Origin of the sequence: Nosocomiicoccus massiliensis, assembly GCF_000438455.1 — a bacterium.
Taxonomy (GTDB): Bacteria; Bacillota; Bacilli; order Staphylococcales; family Salinicoccaceae; genus Nosocomiicoccus; species Nosocomiicoccus massiliensis.
In genome coordinates this window covers 1-19607 of the sequence record NZ_CAVG010000090.1, presented here as the reverse complement: position 1 = coordinate 19607, position 19607 = coordinate 1, and the positions used below count along the sequence as shown (strand labels likewise).

Here is a 19607-nt window from a genome sequence, read left to right as displayed (position 1 = left end):
TAATCTAGTGAGTGAATCACTAAATTACAGTTTTATGTTTATAAGTTACCCATTACTTTACGAATTTTAGGTCCTAAAATAATTAATATAACAGCAACGATAATTGCAAATGAACCTAAGTACATGAAGTACGCTTTCGTATCAATAAGGTCATATAATTTAACCATTTGTGCGTTCAGACCTTGTGCCATTGCATTGGATAAGAACCAAACAGACATCATTTGTGACTGGAACGCAACTGGTGCAAGTCGTGTTGTAGTTGAAAGTCCGATTGGTGATACGAATAACTCACCAATTGTAACAAGGAAGAAACTTAACACGAGCCATAATGGATGTATTAACCCTTCCGTACTTAAAGGAACAATCATAATTAAGTACGCTGATCCGGCAAGTAATACTCCGACTGTAAACTTTGTAACAGTTGACGGGTTACGATCTCCAAGTTTCACCCATAGTCTAGAAATAATCGGTGCAAAAAATACGATGAATAACGGGTTTAATGACTGGAACCAAGCAGCTGGTATATTAAAGTCGATTAAACCATTTGTAATATTAGAGACGCTTAATTCTGTTTTAGTATCCGCAAATGCTGCCAGCACTGTCGCTCCTTGTTCTTGAATCATCCAGAACACGACAGATGCTAAAAAGAGCGGAATGTATGCAAATAAATGCGAGCGCTCCTTCTTGGATACTTTTTTCGATAGGATCATTTTCGTAATTAAAACAGTCGGTAAAATGACACCTAAAAATGTAATGAAGTTCGCGAATGCACCAATTGTTAATGTATTCGTCATTAAAGTAATTGTTACAAATAGCACTATCGCAATGATTGTGGCTGCCGCGATAATACCGAATTTTTTCTTTTCTTCAGCTTTTAATGGGTCGGATGGTTTTAAGCCGAGATCGCCAAGATTTTTCTTGTTTGTGATTACATAAGTTAATAGCCCAAAGAACATTCCGACAGCTGCAAGAGCAAACCCTGCATGGAAGCCGTATTTAACTTGTAATGTTCCAACGAGTAACGGTGAAATTAAACTTCCTAAGTTAATGGACATATAAAATAACGTAAATCCACTGTCGACCCTCGGATCGTCTTTTTCGTATAACATACCAACATTTGTAGATATATTTGGTTTTAACAATCCAGTACCGATAATGAGTAGAAGTAATGCGATCATTAAAACAGTAAAGTTATTTGGCAGTGCGAGTAAGATGTGACCAAGCATGATGAGTATTCCACCATAAAAAATAGAATGGCGAATACCAAATACTCTATCAGCGAGCCATCCACCGATGATACCACTCATGTAAATTAACGCACCGTAAATCGATACGATTTGTAACGCAGTAGACTGTTCAAGTCCGAATCCGCCTTTTGTTACGGAGTAGTATAAGTAGTAGGCTAGAATCGCTTTCATACCATAGTAACTAAAACGTTCCCAAAATTCAGTAAAGAATAATGTAGATAACCCTCTCGGTTGACCAAAGAATCCTTTATCTGGAATTGACTGCTTGCTTGAATTATTGTCAGTCATATAAAATCCCCTTTGATTAAGTTATAAAATGAACATTAGCTAGTGTAACACAATTTTAAATGTTTAGTAGAAATGAAAACGAGAAGCTTAAATAAAGCTTCTCTTTAAAAGTAAAAATTAAACTAATTTTTTATACGCACCGATTGCTGCTGACATATCGTAGTACGATGCACCGACTGATTTGAAGATCGTGATGTCTTTTTCATCTCTTTCAAATTCTTGATCTAATGCATCATTTAAACCGATTGCTTTTTCCCACTTAAAGCCTCCAGTTTTAACAGCATGAATGAATTCTCCCGCTTCTTCGATTACACCGTCGACATCGTCGAATATGACGTGACGTGCTCGTTTAATTGAATCGGTATGAATTTCACGCATCTCTGGCATATATGATCCGAGACCATTAATGTGTGCGCCGTCTTTTACATGTTCGTCTTCAAATACTGCTTCAGTAGAGTTTGTTGCGGTATTGATGATATCTGAAGTGCGTGTTACGTCGTTTACGTTCTCACATATTTCGATATCTGCTTTTACACCATGTGCTTCAAGACGTGTTTTAAAATCATCACATTTACTTAACGTACGGTTAAATAGGCGTATCGTTTTAATATCACGCACTTCAAGTACTCCGAGTGCTTGCTCAAACGCCATACCGCCAGTTCCAATGATACCTAATTCTTTTGCATCTTTTTTAGCGAGTAAGTCTGTAGCGATACCTGTCATTGCACCAGTACGTAATCGTGTTAAATAACTCGCACTGAGTACTGCGACGTTTTCACCGTGCTCGAGTTCAGTCAGTACAGTAACTGCTTGTGTCGCAGGATAACCGTCTTTAGCATTGTCCGGGTAGATCGAGATGATTTTCACTGCTGAAAATTTTTCTTTATTATCAATACACGGCATGTAAAGCATTACTTTATCGCCATCCACAGGAATAACAGTACGCTGTTCCATTTTAATAAGACCATCATTTAAAGTCTGTAAAGTGTTATACGTATCTTTAATCGCTTCGTCCATTTTATAGACCTGTTCGATTTCTTGATCGTTAAAAGTCTTCACTTAAAACCCTCCGTAAATTAAACTTCTTCTGTAGTAATCTTGCTTTCTTCAACTTGTGGCTTATGTTTAATTTGTAACACACTGACTTAAATTAATAAAGCGTGCTGAACGTTTTGTTCAACACGCTTTTAGTATTTTAGATTAATCCAATCCATTTCCAGTATGTTGCACTGAATAGGAAGATTAGTAGTAATCCGATAATTGTTAGTGGGACACCTGTTTTAAAGTATTGTTTAACAGTAAATGTTTCTGAACCGTATGCTAGCATTCCTTGTGGTGAACTGATTGGTAATAGGAATCCAAAACTGATTACAAATTGTTGAATTAATACGAAACCTATCGCTTGGTCACCTAAGTCTAATGTCGCTGTAAGTGATATAAATACCGGAATTAACGCCGCTGCTAAACTTGTCGCACTCGCAAATCCTAAGTGGATGAGTACGTTAAAGATTGATACGATGATAATCGTTGCAAGAATCGGCATTGAGTCTAATCCAAGTGATCCGAATGTTTTATCACTTAACCACTGCGCGCCACCTGTGTTTAGTAGTAAACTACCGAGTGAGATACCAGCACCGAACACGATTACTGTACCCCATGGGATATATTTGACAGCGTCTTCCCATTTAATGACTCCGATTTTAGGCATTAACATAATCGCAATCGCTACTAAAGTTAACGATGAAGAATCGATTGGGTGGAGTACTTTTTCAGTTGCCCATCCGAGAAGTAGTAATACTGAGATGATGATTAAACGCCACTCACGTCCAGAGATTTTACCCATGTCATCGAGCTGTTGTTTAATCATTTCAGAACCACCAGGTACTTCATCGTACTCAGGTTTCATGACTTTCATCATGACAAAGTAAAGGACTATAGACATTAAGATCGACCACGGAGCTGCGTATAAGAACCATTCACCCCATGAAATGTCGACGCCCATCGTGTCGCTAATAAAGTTTACTGCAACTAAGTTTTGCGCTGCTGCAGTTTTAATACCGATGTTCCAAATAGATACGGCTTGTACTGCAGTGATGACGAGTAAACCTGCGAGTTTACTATCTTTTGAAATGTTAAACGCTGTAATCATACCGATTAAAATCGGGATGACCGCTCCAGCACGTGCTGTTGCAGATGGAACGAAGAACGCTAAAATAATCGCAACAATAATACTACCGATGACGATACGTGACGTCTTATTACCAACGAGCGATAAGACGACGAGCGCTAAACGTTTGTGTAAATTTGTCGCTTGCATTGCTGCAGCTAAAAATAGTGCTGCTGCTACAAGGACAAGTGCAGATGAAGAATACCCACTAAACGCCAGTGATAGTGAGTTTTTCGTACCTACTAAGTCACTACCTGACGCTGCTCCTTTTGTTAAGTAATCTCCTAATTCACCTGCTGGGCTAAACCCGATGAGTAATATAATTAGTGCGAGGATCATCACTGAAGATGTCGGATAAGATACTGCTTCAGTCACCCACATAATGACTGCAAATGCTAAAATCGCAAGCGCCATATGTCCAACGACTGGTAAACCGTCTGGTGTTGGAATAAGTAATATAGCAAATAACACTACGAAAGCTACAACCGTCCAAACGATGTTCATAGAACGTTTTTTATTTTGTGATTGATCGTTTTCACGACTCATCAAACCATCCCTTTCTATACTATTAAATCAAATAATAGTCTCACTCTTATTATAAAGGCTATCTATGTGAAAATAAATACAAACTGTGACGATATTGTTATAGTTTAAATCGTCATTACATATATAGACGTTTTTCATCGATGTTAACCTAAAAATACTAGATTTATAGCACTTTCTAAAAGAAATCGAGTGGACAAATAATCGTTTAAATTGCACAATTAAAGTAATCATATGTGAAACGGAGATAATAACATGAAACGACCTGTATTTATAGGGCTTGCGGTATTATTTGTAGTATTTATCGTGTTTGCAGGTTTTAAGATCGCAAACCATCAAAAGTATGCGAATGTATACGAAGAAATATATTCGATTTCGAAAACGAAGTATGCATCTTCATCGACCGTGTTTGATAAGGAAAAAGACGCGATTGAAACAAAGTATGAAGATGTTAAAGAAATCGATGAAATGCGCGTGAAATATAATTTTTCAGATATTGACGGTGGATTTGTCGTCGAATTGTTTAATGAGGACAGTGTATATACTGTACGCTATAACGCTTCAGATAAAGTGCTGTACGAATCGTTTACTGGTGATGAAAGTAAAGAAGCGGAGTTAAAGGAAGTGTTTAAACGTGAGTTTTTAGAAGACTGGTTTAATACACGTGCGAGTCGATTTAGTATGGATAATTTAGGAGACGTTGAAGTCATTAATGAATAAAAAAACGGGTAATGAGTTATTTTTCATGCTTCTCATACCCGCTTCTCGTTAATTTTTTTCGTATATCTCTTTTGTTAAATGGGAAAGTTAAACCGATTAATGTTTCACTTTCTGTATCGCTATTGAGTGCTTGCTTCATATACGATTTACCGACTAAGTACTCCCCGTCTCTGTAATAATTTGAGTTAAAACCTTCAACAGTATCAAAACTTTTTACGCCGTCGAGTAGCTCTTTTCGAAGGCGTTTTTTTCTTTTACTAAGTTCTGAAGTTTTAATATGTCCTTCTTTAGTCGTAAAGATTTTAGTTTTCTCGATCGATATTGGATGATTATCTTCGTATGTAATTTTGACGATAGACGACGTATTGTGAACGTTGTCGATGTTTTTATAAATCTCCTCGTTATCGTCTAAAGTTGTTAAACTCTCTTCTATGAGTAGATACGCTTTTGTATCACGATGAGATTTTTTTAAAACGATTGTCAAACCAAATGGAAATAAAAACAATGAATACAAAAAGTAATACGATAAATATCCAACCACTAAGCGTAGTAGGCATCGATAGCTGATTGTAAAGCATAAGTCACCTCTTCTATGTAGTCGTTAATACTTTACACACATTTTCTAAAAAAGAAACATAAAAAATCACTTTACTTTTTGTAATCGCTTACTTATATTTGAAGTATCTCTACTTTAAGGAGGTTGTATTGTGATGGAGAAAAAAGAGAAGTGGTATAAACGTTTGGAAATGCCTGATGCGTTTGTCATTATATTTAGTATCGTACTACTCGCGGCTGTTTTATCTTACTTAATACCAGCTGGGACGTTTGTGCGTGAAGAGGTTGACGGAGTGACACGTGTCATTCCAGGAAGTTATACGTATGTAGAATCTAACCCTGCGAATGTATTGGATTTATTTGTTTCTATACAAAAAGGGATGATCGATACTGCGAATATTATATTTTTAATTTTGATAGTCGGTGGAATTGTTAAGATTATCGAATATACCGGTGCGATTGATGCTGGAATTAACGTCCTAATTCAAAAGACAAAAGGCCGTTATATGGTTTTAATTACACTCGTTGCGTTAACGTTTGGTATTTTAGCATCTATGGGACTCGTAGCGAACGCGGTAATCGCATTTGTACCGATTGGTATTGCGTTAGCTAGAAATTTAAAACTCGACGCGATTATTGGAGTATCGATGATTTACCTCGGATATTATGCCGGAATGGTTGCAGGTATTTTTGACCCAGTCGTATTAGTGTTCGCACAAACAATAGCAGAACTTCCACTATTTTCTGGTATGACATTACGTGTATTTATATTTATCGGTATGATTTTATCGGTCATTATATTTACAAATCGTTACGCGAAAAAAGTAAAAAATGATCCGTCAAAATCTATATTAGGTGATCGACCATTTAATGACGATGAAGGAATCACAAATATTGAACCTCCGAAATTTACTGTATTACACGGAATTAACTTACTCATATTCGTCGGATATCTCGGGTTTTTCATCTGGGGAGCATTTACGAGAAGTTGGGGAATCAATGAGTTAGTCGGTGTATTTTTAATGATGGGCTTTACAGTTGGATTTGCGTCGCGTATTTCGCCGAACCAATTCGTTAAAATATTTATTGAAGGTGCGCGTGGTATTACATACGGTGCTTTAGTCGTTGGTCTCGCACGTGCGGTCGTTATTATATTAGAAAACAGTCAAATTCTCGATACGATTGTGAATGCAACGCTCGTACCGTTACAAGCGATGCCGACATATATCGGTGGACTGATGTTATTTGTGTTTAACTTACTATTTAACTTCCTCGTAACGTCTGGTACTGGGCAAGCGGCAATCGTTATGCCATTAATGGTTCCAATTACTGATGTCATTGGGATTACAAGACAAACAGGGGTATTAGCATTTATACTCGGAGACGGCATTACAAACATCGTGGCACCAACGTCTGGTGTACTCATGGCAGTACTTGCGGTTGGTGGCGTAAAGTGGACAGACTGGCTGAAATTCGTTTGGCCAATTTTACTTTCATGGATCGTCATTGGAACGCTCGCGCTGTTATATGCGCTCGTTACAGGATACGGACCATATTAATATCGTTTGCTTAAGGAGAAAAATAACTTTACACTTATGACACACAACAATTTAAGGTGGTTTTGATATGAAAAAGTTATTTTCTATATTTTTATCTTTAGCAGTTTTAGTCACACTTGCTGCTTGTAGTAATGATGATAACAGTGGGGAAGTAAAAAGCGCAAAACAACAAGAACCAGTTGAAAATAAAGAAGAGAACAGCGAACCTAAGGAAGAGGAAAGTGAAGCTAAAGAAGAGACTGTCACATATGAGAAAGAAGAACAGGGTGTTTTAGTGACGGTTGATTTAATTCATAAAGGTGAGGAACTAATCCGCCAAGTTACGACAACAAAAGCAGATTACGAAGCCATTAATGTTTCTAATAAAGATGAGGCGAAGCAAAGATTTGAAGACATCGATGCTTTTGAAGCGTATGAAGGTGAAGAAGGTTTAAATTACGATGTAGAATTTAAAGACAATCATTTCATAGAAACGATCGAGGTCGAGTATTCAAAAGTAAGTCCAGAAAAGCTAAATGAATTAGTACGTCCAGCAGAAGATAACAAGACTGGTGAAATACAAAAAATAAGCCTTGATTTAACGATTAAGGAACTCGAACAAGCAGGATTTAAACTTAAGGAAAAATAAAATTGTTGACAAGATTTATATAACATTATACAATTAGTTCGAATTCGAAATAATTTTAAGGAGTGACATTTTATGACGAGACAAAGCGATGCTTTAAAAACATTTGTGGCACTTAAACGTACAACAGATAATTTTTTTAAGCGCGTTAAAGCAGATATAAAATGTCACGGCCTGACTGTGAATGAGTTTGCGGTACTTGAAGTGTTATATAACAAAGGGCCGCAACCCATTCAACAAATAAAAGAAAAAATTCTCATCGCGAGTAGTTCAACGACGTATGTGATCGATAGTTTAGAAAAACGCAACTATGTCGTTCGTACACAAGATCCATCGGATAAGCGTACGTATCATGCGAGTCTGACTGAAAAGGGATATCAGTTGATTGATTCGGTGTTTCCAAGTCATGCTCAAATGATTGAATCATGCTTTCAAGATTTAGATGATGCGTCGTTAACTCAGCTTAGAGAATCATTAAAAACAGTTTCAACTCGAGTATCTAAATGATATCGAGTTTGTTTTTATGATATATTTCGAATTCGAAATAATGTAGGAGGTAAAACTATGGAAAACAAACTTCTAGGACTCCACCACGTAACGGCAATGACAAAAGATGCGATAGAAAATTATAAGTTTTTTACTGAAATTTTAGGTATGCGACTCGTGAAAAAGACAGTCAACCAAGATGACATTTATACGTATCACACATTTTTTGCAGATGATGTTGGAAATGCAGGTACGGATATGACATTTTTTGATTTTCCAAATCAAGTTAAAGGTAAAAAAGGCACAAATTCCCTCTATAGAACGTCGTTTCGCGTACCAAGTGACGCAGCAATTGAATATTACAAGAAACGTTTTGAAACATTTAATGTCACACATGAAGAAATCACTGAATTTAATGGACATAAAATTTTACGTTTTGAAGATGATGACGAGCAATACTATCAACTCATATCTGACGAGCATAACAGCGGAGTTCGCGCAGGAATTCCGTGGGAAAATGGTCCAGTCCCAAAAGAATACGCGATATACGGACTTGGTCCAATGGTAATTAAAGTCAGTTATTATGATGCGTTTATTGATATGTTACAAAATGTGTATGACATGGAAGTTGCATCTAAGAATGACACGTATACTATTTTAACGATGGGTGAAGGCGGTAATGGAGCTGAATTGCACGTGTTCCACGATGAAAAGAGTGAAGACTCTAAACAAGGTTACGGAGAAATTCACCATGTGGCATTTCGCGTAAAAGATGATGAGTCGTTGAATAACTGGGTTCAGCGCTATAAAGAACATCGTGTTCCGAACTCAGGGATAATCGATCGATTTTATTTTAAAGCGTTATACGCAAGAATTGGTCATATTCTTTTTGAAATCTCAACAGATGGACCAGGATTTATGACCGATGAATCATACGAAACACTCGGTGAATCGTTAGCATTGCCGCCAGCTTTAGAACATAGACGTGAAGATATCGAAACGAGAGTTCGTCCGTTTGACACTTCAAGGAAGTAGGTGAATGTTATGCACTATATATTTAACAAGGGCCAAAAAGGTAAACCGATATTCTTGCTTCTACATGGAACAGGATCAGACGAAAGAGGATTACTGCCACTCGCAAACATATTAGATGATTCATATGGCGTGTTATCAGTTAGAGGTAATGTTCAAGAAAACGGCATGAACCGATATTTTAAACGACTTAGTTTCGGTCAGTATGACTTAGAAGATTTAAATTATAGAGGGCAAGAATTGCTCGATTTTCTACAAGAAATATCAAAATCTGAAGGGTTTGATCTAAAGAATCTAATTCCGGTTGGATTTTCAAATGGCGCAAATATCGCAATTCACTTACTACTACGTGAGGACGTTAATATTAAGCGCTCGATATTATTCGCACCACTTTATCCATTAGATCTAACTGATAACATTAAAGATATGTCGAACCTAAAAGTGTTTTTATCAGTCGGAGATAACGATCCAATGGTGACACTAGAAGATAACGAATATGTAGAACAAATTTTTACTTCACGTGGAGCAAAAGTAACAACAGTTCATGTGAATGGACATGAAATTACAACTGATGCAGTTGAGAAAGCAAAAACATGGTTATTAAATCATTAAATTTATTAGGAAGAAGGAATTAAAATGACAACATTTAAATTAGACAAATCACATAGCTCAGTAGAGTTTTCTGTAAAACATATGATGGTATCTACAGTGAAAGGTAGATTCACAGAATTTGATGGAGAAATTTCAGGTAATCTTGAAGACTTAAGCACATTACAAGTTAAAGGAATTGCGTATGTAGATTCAATCGAAACTAAAAATGCAGATCGTGACAATCATTTAAGATCAGCAGACTTTTTCGATGTAGAAAAATACCCTGAAATAGAATTCGTCTCAAAAACGGTAACAGACAATACGATTACAGGTGATTTAAAAATAAAAGATGAAGTTCATGAAGAAACTTTTGAATTTGAACATAACGGCGTACACAAAAATCCATTTATAGATTCTTACGTGACGGGAGTTATTTTAAGAGGTACGATCAACCGCGAAAAATATGGACTTACTTGGAACCAAGCGTTAGAAGCTGGAGGCGTCATGGTAGGTAAAGACGTAAAATTTGAAATCGGTGCAGAATTCGAAATCACAGAATGATTTGTATAATTTTCAGAAAACATGTTGACATTCGTTTTTGAATGAATTAAAGTTATATCCAACAATTTAATTTATCTTATCCAGAGAGGTGGAGGGACTGGCCCTTTGAAGCCTCGGCAGCGAGCATTTTATATGTGTTGTGCCAATTCCAGTAGCGTTTAGCTAGTAGATAAGAATAGTGCGACCCTATTTTTATCTATATAAAAATAGGGTTTTTTATTTTGTAATTTGCGTTGGAAGGTGAATTTTGTGATTCAAATTGAAAATGTCTCAAAGACATTTAATCGTAAAGGTGTAACAACCGAAGCACTAAAAAACGTTTCACTGGATATTAAAGAAGGTGAAATATACGGTATTGTCGGCTTTAGTGGCGCTGGGAAAAGTACGTTACTCCGTACGATCAACCACTTAACGACGCCGACAAGTGGCGAAGTCATCGTAGATGGTAAACATCTAAGCAAAGCGAATAGTAAAGAAATTCGTGAGATTAAAAAAGATATCGGTATGATATTCCAACATTTTAACTTGCTGAATTCAAAAACAGTATTTAAAAACGTGGCAATGCCGCTAATTTTATCTGGTACACCAAAAGAAGAAATTGAAAAAAGAGTAAACGAACTCCTTGATTTCGTCGGTTTAAAGGATAAAGCACAGAATTACCCAGATGAGTTATCAGGTGGTCAAAAACAACGTATCGGAATCGCAAGAGCGCTCGCAACACAACCTAAAATTTTACTCTGTGACGAAGCGACGAGTGCGTTAGACCCTGAAACGACAGCATCGATTTTATCTTTACTCAAAAGAGTAAATGAAGAATATAACATTACGATTTTACTCATCACACACGAAATGAGCGTCGTGAGAGAAATCTGTGACAAAGTTGCGATTATGGAAAACGGTGAAGTGATAGAATCAGGCAGCGTGTTTGATATATTCTCAAATCCAAGCACGAGAACGGGTGTTAAATTCGTAAACACAGTCATGCATAGCGAAGTTCCGGACTTCGTACTTAGACTATTAAGTGATGAGAAAAAACGTCATATTTACCGACTTAATTTCATCGCTGACAGTGCAGGGCAACCGGTACTCAGTCAACTGTCAAAACGCTATGACGTTGAAGCGAGCGTGTTGTTTGGAAACATTACAGAACTTCAGCGTACACCGTTCGGTAATTTAATTGTCGAATTTATCGGTGAAGCGGATGAAATAGAGAAAGTTAAAGCATTTTTAACAAAACAAGAGGTCTTATATAGTGAGGTGACAAGAAATGCTAGTGAGTACTGATCGAATTTTAAGTGCACTCGTCGAAACACTTCAAATGGTGACGATATCGTTTGTCTTTAGTATTTTACTCGGGATCCCACTTGGGGTGCTACTATACGTCACGAGAAATGGTGGAATTTTAGAAGAAAAAATAACTTTCACTATACTGAGTTTCGTTATTAACATTTTAAGATCGATACCATTTATCATCTTACTCGTTGCAATTATACCGTTTACGAGACTCATCGTCGGAAGCTCAATTGGGACAGCTGCTGCGATTGTACCGATGGTCGTCTATGCAGGGCCATATGTTGCGAGACTCGTAGAATCCTCGTTATTAGAAGTAGATGACGGTGTACTTGAAGCGGCAGATGCGATGGGTGCGACGCCTCTACAAACGATTTTTAGATTCGTGATCCCAGAAGCGTTAGGGTCATTAATTGTAAACTTCACAATCGCTACAATCGGTTTAGTCGGAGCATCAGCGATGGCTGGAACTGTTGGTGGTGGAGGAATTGGAGACTTAGCCATTACATACGGTTATCAACGATTTGATGGTATGACGATGTTAGTAACAGTAGTTATCCTCGTTGTTTTAGTTCAAGGATTACAATCACTTGGAAATGGATTATCAAGAATAGTTAGAAGAAAGTAAATATTAAAAGGGGAAATTTTATAATGAATAAATTACGTGTATTATTTTTAGCACTTATATCTATTGTTGTTCTTAGCGCATGTGGTAATAACGAAAAAGTGAAAATTGGAATCAGTGGTACAGATACGACAGTTTGGGATTTTGTTGCTGAAAAAGCAAAAAAAGAAGGTATTGATATTGAAATCGTATCATTTAACGACTACGTTCAACCAAACACTGCGTTAGCTGATGGAGATATCGATGCGAACGCATTCCAAACAGTTGCGTACTTCGATGAGTTTATTAAAGAAAGAGATTTAGACTTAGTACCAATTGCGACGACGAACCTAGCACCGATGGGAATTTATTCTAACAAAATCAAAGATTTAAGTGAGTTAAAAGATGGAGACACAATCGCATTACCAAACGACGTTTCAAACCAAGGTCGTGCATTAATGCTCTTAGAAGAGGCGGGAGTTATTAAATTAGTCGATAACTATAACGGTTTAGATTCAATCGAAGATGCGATTGTTGAAAACAAGAAAAAAATCATATTTAAAGAAGTTGCGCCAGCTCAAATTCCAAGAACATTAGATGATGTTACAGCTGGAGCGATCAACAACGGAATCGCAAGTGACGCAGGTTTTGATATTCAAAACGATTCTATCTTCTTAGAAGATGACACAGCGACGCCTTACGTTAACATTATCGCAGTCCGTGCTGAAGATAAAGATGACGAAACACTCAATAGAATTGCTGAACTTTTCCAAGAAGACGATACGAAACAACTAATCTTAGATACTTATGGCGGTTCGTTAATTCCGACGTTCATTCCACTTGAAGATATTGGTTGGTAATAGAAAAATCCACGTTTATCATATGATAGACGTGGATTTTTTGTTATTTCATTTGATTTTTTAATACGTTTCGTTCGCTATCTGGTACGTTAAAGACCCATGTGCCTGTAACTTTTGTAGCGATAACACATCCGATAAGAATCACGAATGGAATCGCTGCTGCAATGAGCCACTGTCCACTTATTAAGAGTGCTGGGAACAGTGACCAGACGACAATTTCGGCGATGTTTGTTGCTGGTGTCATCGCTGTATCTTCTATTGTTTCAGATACGTTGTCTGGGTCGACAATTCTGTATAATACAAATCCGATTGCGAATACTCCTGTTAAATAACCGTATACGAAAATTGAACGTTCGAACCAATCATTTTTACTATATGCCTTACCGAGTGGCCAAATGATAATGAACACAAGTAACCAACCGACGATAAGTGATAAAATAATCGGTCCAGCATAAGACATAACGACATCTAGTTTAACTGAAGCTATACCGAAAACAACGAGGTAATCTGTTGCGGAACCAGAAATTCTCGTATTCACATCTTTGTCGATGTAATCATATACTGGTGTATTTCTCATTAGTAAGAAGAATATAAGCGCTAAGATGAATCCGAGCGTAAAGTCAGGAATTCCAGCTAGCACATGCTCTGCAAGCCATCTGTTAAGTACGATTGTCATCCCTGTTAATGCGATGATAAATGCACCGTGATATGTTAGTGTATCTAACGAAACAGATGAGATTGTTTGCTGACCGAATGGACGTCTGTTTTGGAATGAAATCAGTCCAGTTTTCATATCTCCATCTATGAACTTAAAGTCTTTCATATAAGCTGTCTGACCTTTACGTGCTGCGATGTTGATTAAAAAAATTCCTCCGAATATACCTGTTAAAATACCGAACGTCGCGAATGTGATCGCAATATCTTGTGCATCTTCAAACCCTAAATCTGCAAACGTTGAACCGACAGCTGCCGCTGTTCCGTGTCCACCGTAAAATCCAGAGTGAAGTAACATTCCAAAGCCATCGTTTAGCCCTGGCCAAATTTTCTTTAGAACGAAAATTGTAAATACGAGTGGTACGAAAATTTGTAGTGCCCACACGATAATTTTAAATATTTGATATCCGAGAATACGTTTAAGTTGTGATTCTTCACCGGACCCGCGTTTAAATTCAAAACCGTTAACTCCAACGACTACGAATACTAAAATGATTAAAAGTCCAGCATAACCACCCATTGCCTCAGAAAATGGTATCCAACCAAGCCCGTTTGGACCAAATATTAGCCCTAAAAATCCAGCGAGTACACTCGCAGGTATGAAGAACTTTTGGAATACTTTTAAGTTAGATCTGAGGAACTGTCCAATTAAGACGAGGATAGATGCAAATGCAAAGTCAATTACAAAATCTTGAATCGTCATAGACCTATCTCCTTTATCTGTTTTTAATTATTATATCATGGAAACGTTTTATATGCGTAAAACTTAATATTTATTAAAAAGAAGTATATTTATTCTTCCATTTCAGCGACAACTGTCAGTTGATAATCGATAAGAAGGACCGATCTTAGACCCTCTTCATCCTTCTCACCACGCGTGATTGGACTAACGTAATGGCTGACCATGTGGTCTGCGACCCCATATGATTCTAACGGCTCTGTAATTTCAAATACTTCGTGTAGTTCACCGTCTGTTGTTTCTTCTGGAAGTTTATGACGCACTTCCGGGATTCCGATCGCATTCGTTCCACCTTCAACGTTTCTTCTTTCAATCAGGTGTGCAAATGTAAAAGGCTCACCGTCTTGATGTAACGAGTTTGGTGATGAAACCGCGACGTCGTCTTCATGTTCAACGCGAAGTTTTACAAAATGTACACCGACGTGGATTGGCATGATAAGATCTTCTTCATTCCAAAACGTCTCATTATAATCTGCCATAATGATTTTTTGAAGCAGTGTATTGTTTAAAATATGATCATCAATTGCTGCGAATTCACGGTAATCACCCGGGTGTTCTGGGTTAAATTTACCTTGGAAGTAAGCTGCATATTCTTTACCGTCTTTTTGAATGTTTGGTAGCCATTCGATTTGTTGACTCGTTGGTAATACGAGTGCACGTGAATAACGTCTATAACGGTTTAATCCTTTCGCATAGTCATCTTCAGGTAAGTCGTTACGGAAATAGTCACGAAGAATTTCAAAGTCTTTTTCAATGCCTTCATAATATAGTTCTTTCATACAATCGTATCGTTTATAGCCTTTTGTTTTAAGTTCGCTCATATATTTCATCCTTTATTGTTTATTCATTACTTATATTATTCAACATTAAAGAGACAATCAAGAGCAGGATAAATGAAATAACCATCGGACAAACGCTTATTCATGGTATAATGTTTTTAATAAACGAATACGAAAAGAAGTGTTGAAGGAGAATTACAATGAAAAAATCGATTGCGATACTTCTAGGTGGGTTACTCATTTCAACACCTGCCTATGCAGATGAAAATGATGGAAACTTAAACAATCAAAATCCGGGAGATTACAATGAAAATAATCACCCGGGAAATTATGATGAGAACAATAATCCAGGAAATAATCCAGGAAACTATGATGGAAATAATAATCCAGGAGACTCGTTTCAAACACCTGGAACTGACGGGAATCAAAATCCGAATGATGGACAAAATCAACAACCACAACAAGAGGTCACTCCACCAGTAGAGACACCTGTTCAACAAGAAGCGTCTAGGGAATCGGTTGTCGTCGCTGTCAATCAAGAAAGCTATTCGATTAGCGGACGAGTGACACTAAACGACACACCTGTTCAGGCGAAAGTTGAAGTGGGTAACAGAGTGATTGAAACGGATCCTAATGGGCGCTATGTCGCTCAAGAACTTCAACCAGGGACGCATACTGTAAAAGTTGTAGAAGTGAATGGAAAAGCGGTAAATGAGTCTGTCGATGTTGAAATTGAAAATAAAAACAAAGTAAATATTGATATCGATATTAAAGATGACAGCGCAGACGAGAGTGAAGTTGTAGAGGAAGAAATTCAAAAGAATGATCCTCAAATTAAAGAGGCTTCAAAAGCACTTATCTTTGCGGTTGTAGGTGTTGTGTTATTAACGCTCGCTGGCTTAGTGGCGCTTTTACTTCGTAAAAAGAGATAACGGTTGTCAATGATATTATTTTTTGCTAATATTAATTTTACCGTGCTAAGTGGGGAATTAGCGGTGCCCTGTACTTGCAATCCGCTCTAGCAAGACCGAATCCCACTTTCGAGGAATCAGATGTGAGGTCTGCCTCACGTACGTCGATGTTGAGACTTCGGTCCTATGCAATAGAACGTCATGAACCATGTCAGGTCCGGAAGGAAGCAGCATTAAGTGGCCCATTCTATGTGCCGTAGGGCAGCCGAGGTTGAGTCGAATGCGTGAGTAACGCTTGTGTTTGATATTCGACAAAGTGGTGCACGGTTTTTTATTATAAGAAAGCAGAACTGAGGGAATTCCTTGAGTTCTGCTTTTTTGTTGTTCTTAATCAGTAAAAATTCTGAGTCGACGTATGGTATAATTAGAGTAATATTTGTTAAAGAAGTAGGTGCGGAAATTTGGGATATCAAGCACTATATCGTGCGTTTAGACCGCAAAGTTTTAGCGATGTAGTCGGTCAAAAACATATAACGCAAACGTTAAAAAATGCGATCGAACGTAACAAAGAATCTCATGCGTATCTTTTCAATGGTCCACGTGGGACGGGTAAAACGTCGATTGCTAAGATTTTTGCTAAGGCAGTGAATTGTCCGAACAATCACGGTGGAGAACCGTGTAATGATTGTGCGATTTGTAAAAGTATTACAGAAGGTAGCTCGAACGACGTCATTGAAATCGACGCAGCATCTAATAATGGTGTAGACGAGATTCGTAATATTCGTGAGAAGGTAAAATATGCACCGAATGAAGCGAAATACAAAGTGTATATTATAGATGAAGTTCATATGTTAACGACAGGTGCTTTTAACGCGCTTTTAAAGACGCTCGAAGAGCCACCGAATCACGCGATTTTTATCCTTGCAACGACTGAACCGCATAAAATTCCAGCGACGATTATTTCTAGAACGCAACGTTTTGATTTTAAAGCGATAGAAACTGAAGAGATTATTGAACGGTTAAAGTATGTCTCTGATGCTGAAAATGTCGAGTACGAAGAAGATGCGCTCGCTTATATCGCTCGTTCAGCAGAAGGTGGAATGCGAGATTCGTTATCGATTCTCGACCAAGTGATTGCATATAGTGGTAATAAAGTTACATTAGATGACGCAGTAATGATTACTGGTGGTATTAAATTCGATGAGTTAAATGAATTTATGCAACTCATTTTAAATCTCGAAACGAGAGAAGCGTTTATGAAATATCATCAGTTTATAGATGAGGGAAAAGACCCGATTCGGCTTGTCCATGAACTCGTCTATTATTTAAGAGATACGATTCTATATGAGGATGACAAATACGCATTAAACACAGTGGATGATTCCAAGCTTTATCAAATGATTGATATTTTAAACGATGCGATGGTCATGATGCGCTTTAGTGTCAATGTGTCTGTTCATCTTGAAGTGGTCATTGTGAAAATGATCGAAGTTCTGAAGAAAGATAATGGAGTAAACAATCAATCTCATTCATCTAATAATGAAGAAATTGAAGCATTAAAAAGAAAAGTGAATGCACTTGAAGCGGCACTTCAAAATGGTGCCCCAGTGAGACAGGCGCCAGAGAGAAAAATTCCACGTAACAAACCATATTCATTTGAAAAGATTAAAGAAGTACTCGATAAAGCGAATCATGAAGATACAGGGAAAATTAAAAGAGAATGGGCAAATGTTATACAACACGTTGAAGCACAGGGACAAAACTCACTTCGTGCACTTATTAAAGACTCAGATCCTGTGACTGCGAGTGAAACGAAAGTGCTTATTAGGTTTAAAAACGAGGTACATTCTGAACTTATAAACAACGATAGTAATAAAACAGAAGAATTAGAACGACTGATTCATCCTATAATAGGAAAGAAAGTAAAAGTAGTCGGAGTACCAAAAGAGGCTTGGGAAGACGTTCGAAAGAAATATGTTGCGAATTTTAAAGAATCTAGAGAAGTAACTGTGAAGGAAGTAAAGTCTTCTGACAAAGCAAAAGAGCTGTTTGATAGCAGTATCGTTGAAATAAAAGGTCAGTCCGATTAAAATAAATACAGTAAATATATTATTGGAGGTTTTATAAATGCGTGGCGGAATGGGTAACATGCAAAACATGATGAAACAAATGCAGAAAATGCAAAAGAAGATGGAAGAAGAGCAACAAAAATTAAAAGAAGAAAAGATAGAAGGTAGCGCTGGCGGTGGTATGGTAAAAGTAACAGTGTCAGGCCATAAAGAAATCTTAGATGTAGTGATTAACGAGGAAGTTGTTGATCCAGAAGATATCGAAATGCTACAAGACTTAATTACAGCGGCGACAAATGACGCATTAAATAAAGCGGACGAACTCGTTTCAGAAAAACTTGGTCAACATACTAAAGGGCTAAACATCCCAGGGCTGATGTAAAATGTATTATCCAGAACCAATATCAAAACTCATTGATAGTTTTATGAAGTTGCCAGGTATCGGTCCGAAAACAGCACAACGTCTCGCGTTTTATGTTCTCAATATGAAAGAGACAGACGTTGTCGATTTCTCTAAAAGTTTGATGGACGTCAAACGAGAACTACAGTATTGTTCGGTGTGTGGTCATATTACGGACGAAGATCCATGCTATATATGCAGGGACAAAAACCGTGACCGCTCGATGATCTGTGTCGTTCAAGACACAAAAGACGTCATTGCGATGGAGAAGATGCGCGAATATAACGGACTATACCACGTACTGCATGGTGCGATTTCACCGATGGATGGTATTGGTCCAGAGGATATTAATGTTCCGGGTTTAATCGAGCGATTAAAAGACGAAAACGTTAAAGAGTTAATACTCGCGACGAATCCAAATATTGAAGGCGAAACTACTGCGATGTATATTACACGTCTCGTTAAACCGATTGGTATAAAAACGACGCGACTTGCACAAGGATTATCTATCGGTGGAGATTTAGAGTATGCCGATGAAGTAACGCTATCGAGAGCGATAGAATATAGAACAGAAATCTAAATAAAGTTGAGTAGAATGATTTCTACTCAACTTTTTAAATTAATTTTAAAAAACACTTGCATTTAAAATATAGACGATGTATAGTACTATCTTGTGAGCAATCACAATAAAGAAATTCAAAACGGAAACAAAAAGTTTTAAATTTGAATTTAATAGTTGCGTTTTAAAAATGAACGTGCTATAGTAAATATTGCGCTTTTCAAAAGCGCACCAATTGAACATTGAAAACTGAATGACAATATGTCAACGTTAATTCCGATAAAAAGAAGTTGCTATTAAAAGTAACT

At 37.2% G+C, this 19607-nt stretch carries 20 protein-coding genes, 1 other RNA gene and 1 riboswitch; of the genes, 15 read left to right on the top strand and 6 right to left on the bottom strand.

The window, feature by feature from the left end; all coding sequences use genetic code 11:
- Positions 1 to 38: 38 nt before the first annotated feature.
- The 3 genes from TJ68_RS04055 to TJ68_RS04045 form a co-directional block, all read right to left on the bottom strand.
- The gene (locus tag TJ68_RS04055) at positions 39 to 1535 is read right to left on the bottom strand and encodes a peptide MFS transporter (RefSeq protein WP_040928894.1); all 1497 of its coding nucleotides are present in this window, start codon (positions 1533 to 1535) and stop codon (positions 39 to 41) included.
- Positions 1536 to 1652: 117 nt separating this feature from the next.
- The gene (locus TJ68_RS04050) at positions 1653 to 2594 is read right to left on the bottom strand and encodes an ornithine cyclodeaminase family protein (protein ID WP_040928892.1); all 942 of its coding nucleotides are present in this window, start codon (positions 2592 to 2594) and stop codon (positions 1653 to 1655) included.
- 136 nt (positions 2595 to 2730) lie between these two features.
- Positions 2731 to 4206, bottom strand: coding sequence for an SLC13 family permease (locus TJ68_RS04045; protein WP_371440533.1), 1476 nt, complete (start codon positions 4204 to 4206; stop codon positions 2731 to 2733).
- A 294-nt stretch (positions 4207 to 4500) separates the two neighbouring features.
- On the opposite strand from TJ68_RS04045, the gene TJ68_RS04040 reads away from it, so the two are divergent.
- Positions 4501 to 4965 (top strand): hypothetical protein, encoded by a 465-nt coding sequence (locus TJ68_RS04040; protein WP_040928890.1) that lies wholly within the window; start codon positions 4501 to 4503, stop codon positions 4963 to 4965.
- Positions 4966 to 4981: 16 nt separating this feature from the next.
- On the opposite strand, the gene TJ68_RS04035 is transcribed toward TJ68_RS04040, so the two are convergent.
- Positions 4982 to 5470: a hypothetical protein gene (locus TJ68_RS04035; protein ID WP_040928889.1), complete on the bottom strand. Its 489-nt coding sequence runs from the start codon at positions 5468 to 5470 to the stop codon at positions 4982 to 4984.
- Between the two features lie 205 nt (positions 5471 to 5675).
- Here TJ68_RS04035 and TJ68_RS04030 point away from each other — a divergent pair, with 205 nt between their 5' ends.
- The 9 genes from TJ68_RS04030 to TJ68_RS03990 all read left to right on the top strand — a co-directional run bounded on the left by TJ68_RS04030 (position 5676) and on the right by TJ68_RS03990 (position 13128).
- Positions 5676 to 7079 (top strand): YfcC family protein, encoded by a 1404-nt coding sequence (locus TJ68_RS04030; RefSeq protein ID WP_040928888.1) that lies wholly within the window; start codon positions 5676 to 5678, stop codon positions 7077 to 7079.
- Positions 7080 to 7146: 67 nt separating this feature from the next.
- Positions 7147 to 7707: a DUF1307 domain-containing protein gene (locus TJ68_RS04025; protein WP_040928887.1), complete on the top strand. Its 561-nt coding sequence runs from the start codon at positions 7147 to 7149 to the stop codon at positions 7705 to 7707.
- Positions 7708 to 7779: 72 nt separating this feature from the next.
- Positions 7780 to 8211 (top strand): MarR family winged helix-turn-helix transcriptional regulator, encoded by a 432-nt coding sequence (locus TJ68_RS04020; protein WP_040928886.1) that lies wholly within the window; start codon positions 7780 to 7782, stop codon positions 8209 to 8211.
- A 57-nt stretch (positions 8212 to 8268) separates the two neighbouring features.
- Positions 8269 to 9225 (top strand): ring-cleaving dioxygenase, encoded by a 957-nt coding sequence (locus TJ68_RS04015; protein WP_040928885.1) that lies wholly within the window; start codon positions 8269 to 8271, stop codon positions 9223 to 9225.
- A 9-nt stretch (positions 9226 to 9234) separates the two neighbouring features.
- Positions 9235 to 9834 (top strand): alpha/beta hydrolase, encoded by a 600-nt coding sequence (locus tag TJ68_RS04010; RefSeq protein WP_040928884.1) that lies wholly within the window; start codon positions 9235 to 9237, stop codon positions 9832 to 9834.
- A 24-nt stretch (positions 9835 to 9858) separates the two neighbouring features.
- A complete protein-coding gene (locus tag TJ68_RS04005; RefSeq protein ID WP_040928883.1) occupies positions 9859 to 10374 on the top strand; it encodes a YceI family protein in 516 nt (171 codons plus the stop codon).
- Positions 10375 to 10447: 73 nt separating this feature from the next.
- A riboswitch (SAM riboswitch) is annotated at positions 10448 to 10550 on the top strand.
- A 73-nt stretch (positions 10551 to 10623) separates the two neighbouring features.
- Positions 10624 to 11658 (top strand): methionine ABC transporter ATP-binding protein, encoded by a 1035-nt coding sequence (locus TJ68_RS04000; RefSeq protein WP_040928882.1) that lies wholly within the window; start codon positions 10624 to 10626, stop codon positions 11656 to 11658.
- Complete coding sequence (locus TJ68_RS03995; protein WP_040928881.1) at positions 11642 to 12292, top strand: methionine ABC transporter permease; 651 nt, start codon at positions 11642 to 11644, stop codon at positions 12290 to 12292. Before TJ68_RS04000 ends, TJ68_RS03995 begins: the two co-directional genes overlap by 17 nt.
- A 23-nt stretch (positions 12293 to 12315) precedes the next feature.
- Positions 12316 to 13128, top strand: a complete 813-nt coding sequence (locus TJ68_RS03990) for a MetQ/NlpA family ABC transporter substrate-binding protein (RefSeq protein WP_040928880.1) — start codon at positions 12316 to 12318, stop codon at positions 13126 to 13128.
- A gap of 43 nt (positions 13129 to 13171) precedes the next feature.
- On the opposite strand, the gene TJ68_RS03985 is transcribed toward TJ68_RS03990, so the two are convergent.
- Together TJ68_RS03985 and TJ68_RS03980 are read right to left on the bottom strand one after the other, a co-directional pair.
- Entirely contained in the window at positions 13172 to 14545 is a 1374-nt protein-coding gene (locus TJ68_RS03985; protein ID WP_052327296.1) for a sodium/glutamate symporter, read from the bottom strand.
- An 89-nt stretch (positions 14546 to 14634) separates the two neighbouring features.
- On the bottom strand, positions 14635 to 15402 hold the full coding sequence (locus tag TJ68_RS03980) for a 2OG-Fe dioxygenase family protein (RefSeq protein ID WP_052327295.1): 768 nt from the start codon (positions 15400 to 15402) through the stop codon (positions 14635 to 14637).
- A gap of 158 nt (positions 15403 to 15560) precedes the next feature.
- Here TJ68_RS03980 and TJ68_RS03975 point away from each other — a divergent pair, with 158 nt between their 5' ends.
- From TJ68_RS03975 to recR, 5 genes are all read left to right on the top strand, one after another.
- A complete protein-coding gene (locus tag TJ68_RS03975; protein ID WP_040928878.1) occupies positions 15561 to 16292 on the top strand; it encodes a carboxypeptidase-like regulatory domain-containing protein in 732 nt (243 codons plus the stop codon).
- Positions 16293 to 16332: 40 nt separating this feature from the next.
- Positions 16333 to 16598, top strand: an RNA gene (ffs, locus tag TJ68_RS08275) — signal recognition particle sRNA large type.
- 134 nt (positions 16599 to 16732) lie between these two features.
- Positions 16733 to 18361, top strand: coding sequence for a DNA polymerase III subunit gamma/tau (gene dnaX / locus TJ68_RS03970; protein ID WP_040928877.1), 1629 nt, complete (start codon positions 16733 to 16735; stop codon positions 18359 to 18361).
- A gap of 37 nt (positions 18362 to 18398) precedes the next feature.
- Positions 18399 to 18722: a YbaB/EbfC family nucleoid-associated protein gene (locus tag TJ68_RS03965; RefSeq protein WP_040928876.1), complete on the top strand. Its 324-nt coding sequence runs from the start codon at positions 18399 to 18401 to the stop codon at positions 18720 to 18722.
- Between the two features lies 1 nt (position 18723).
- Positions 18724 to 19320, top strand: a complete 597-nt coding sequence (gene recR / locus TJ68_RS03960; RefSeq protein ID WP_040928874.1) for a recombination mediator RecR — start codon at positions 18724 to 18726, stop codon at positions 19318 to 19320.
- Positions 19321 to 19607 lie beyond the last annotated feature (287 nt).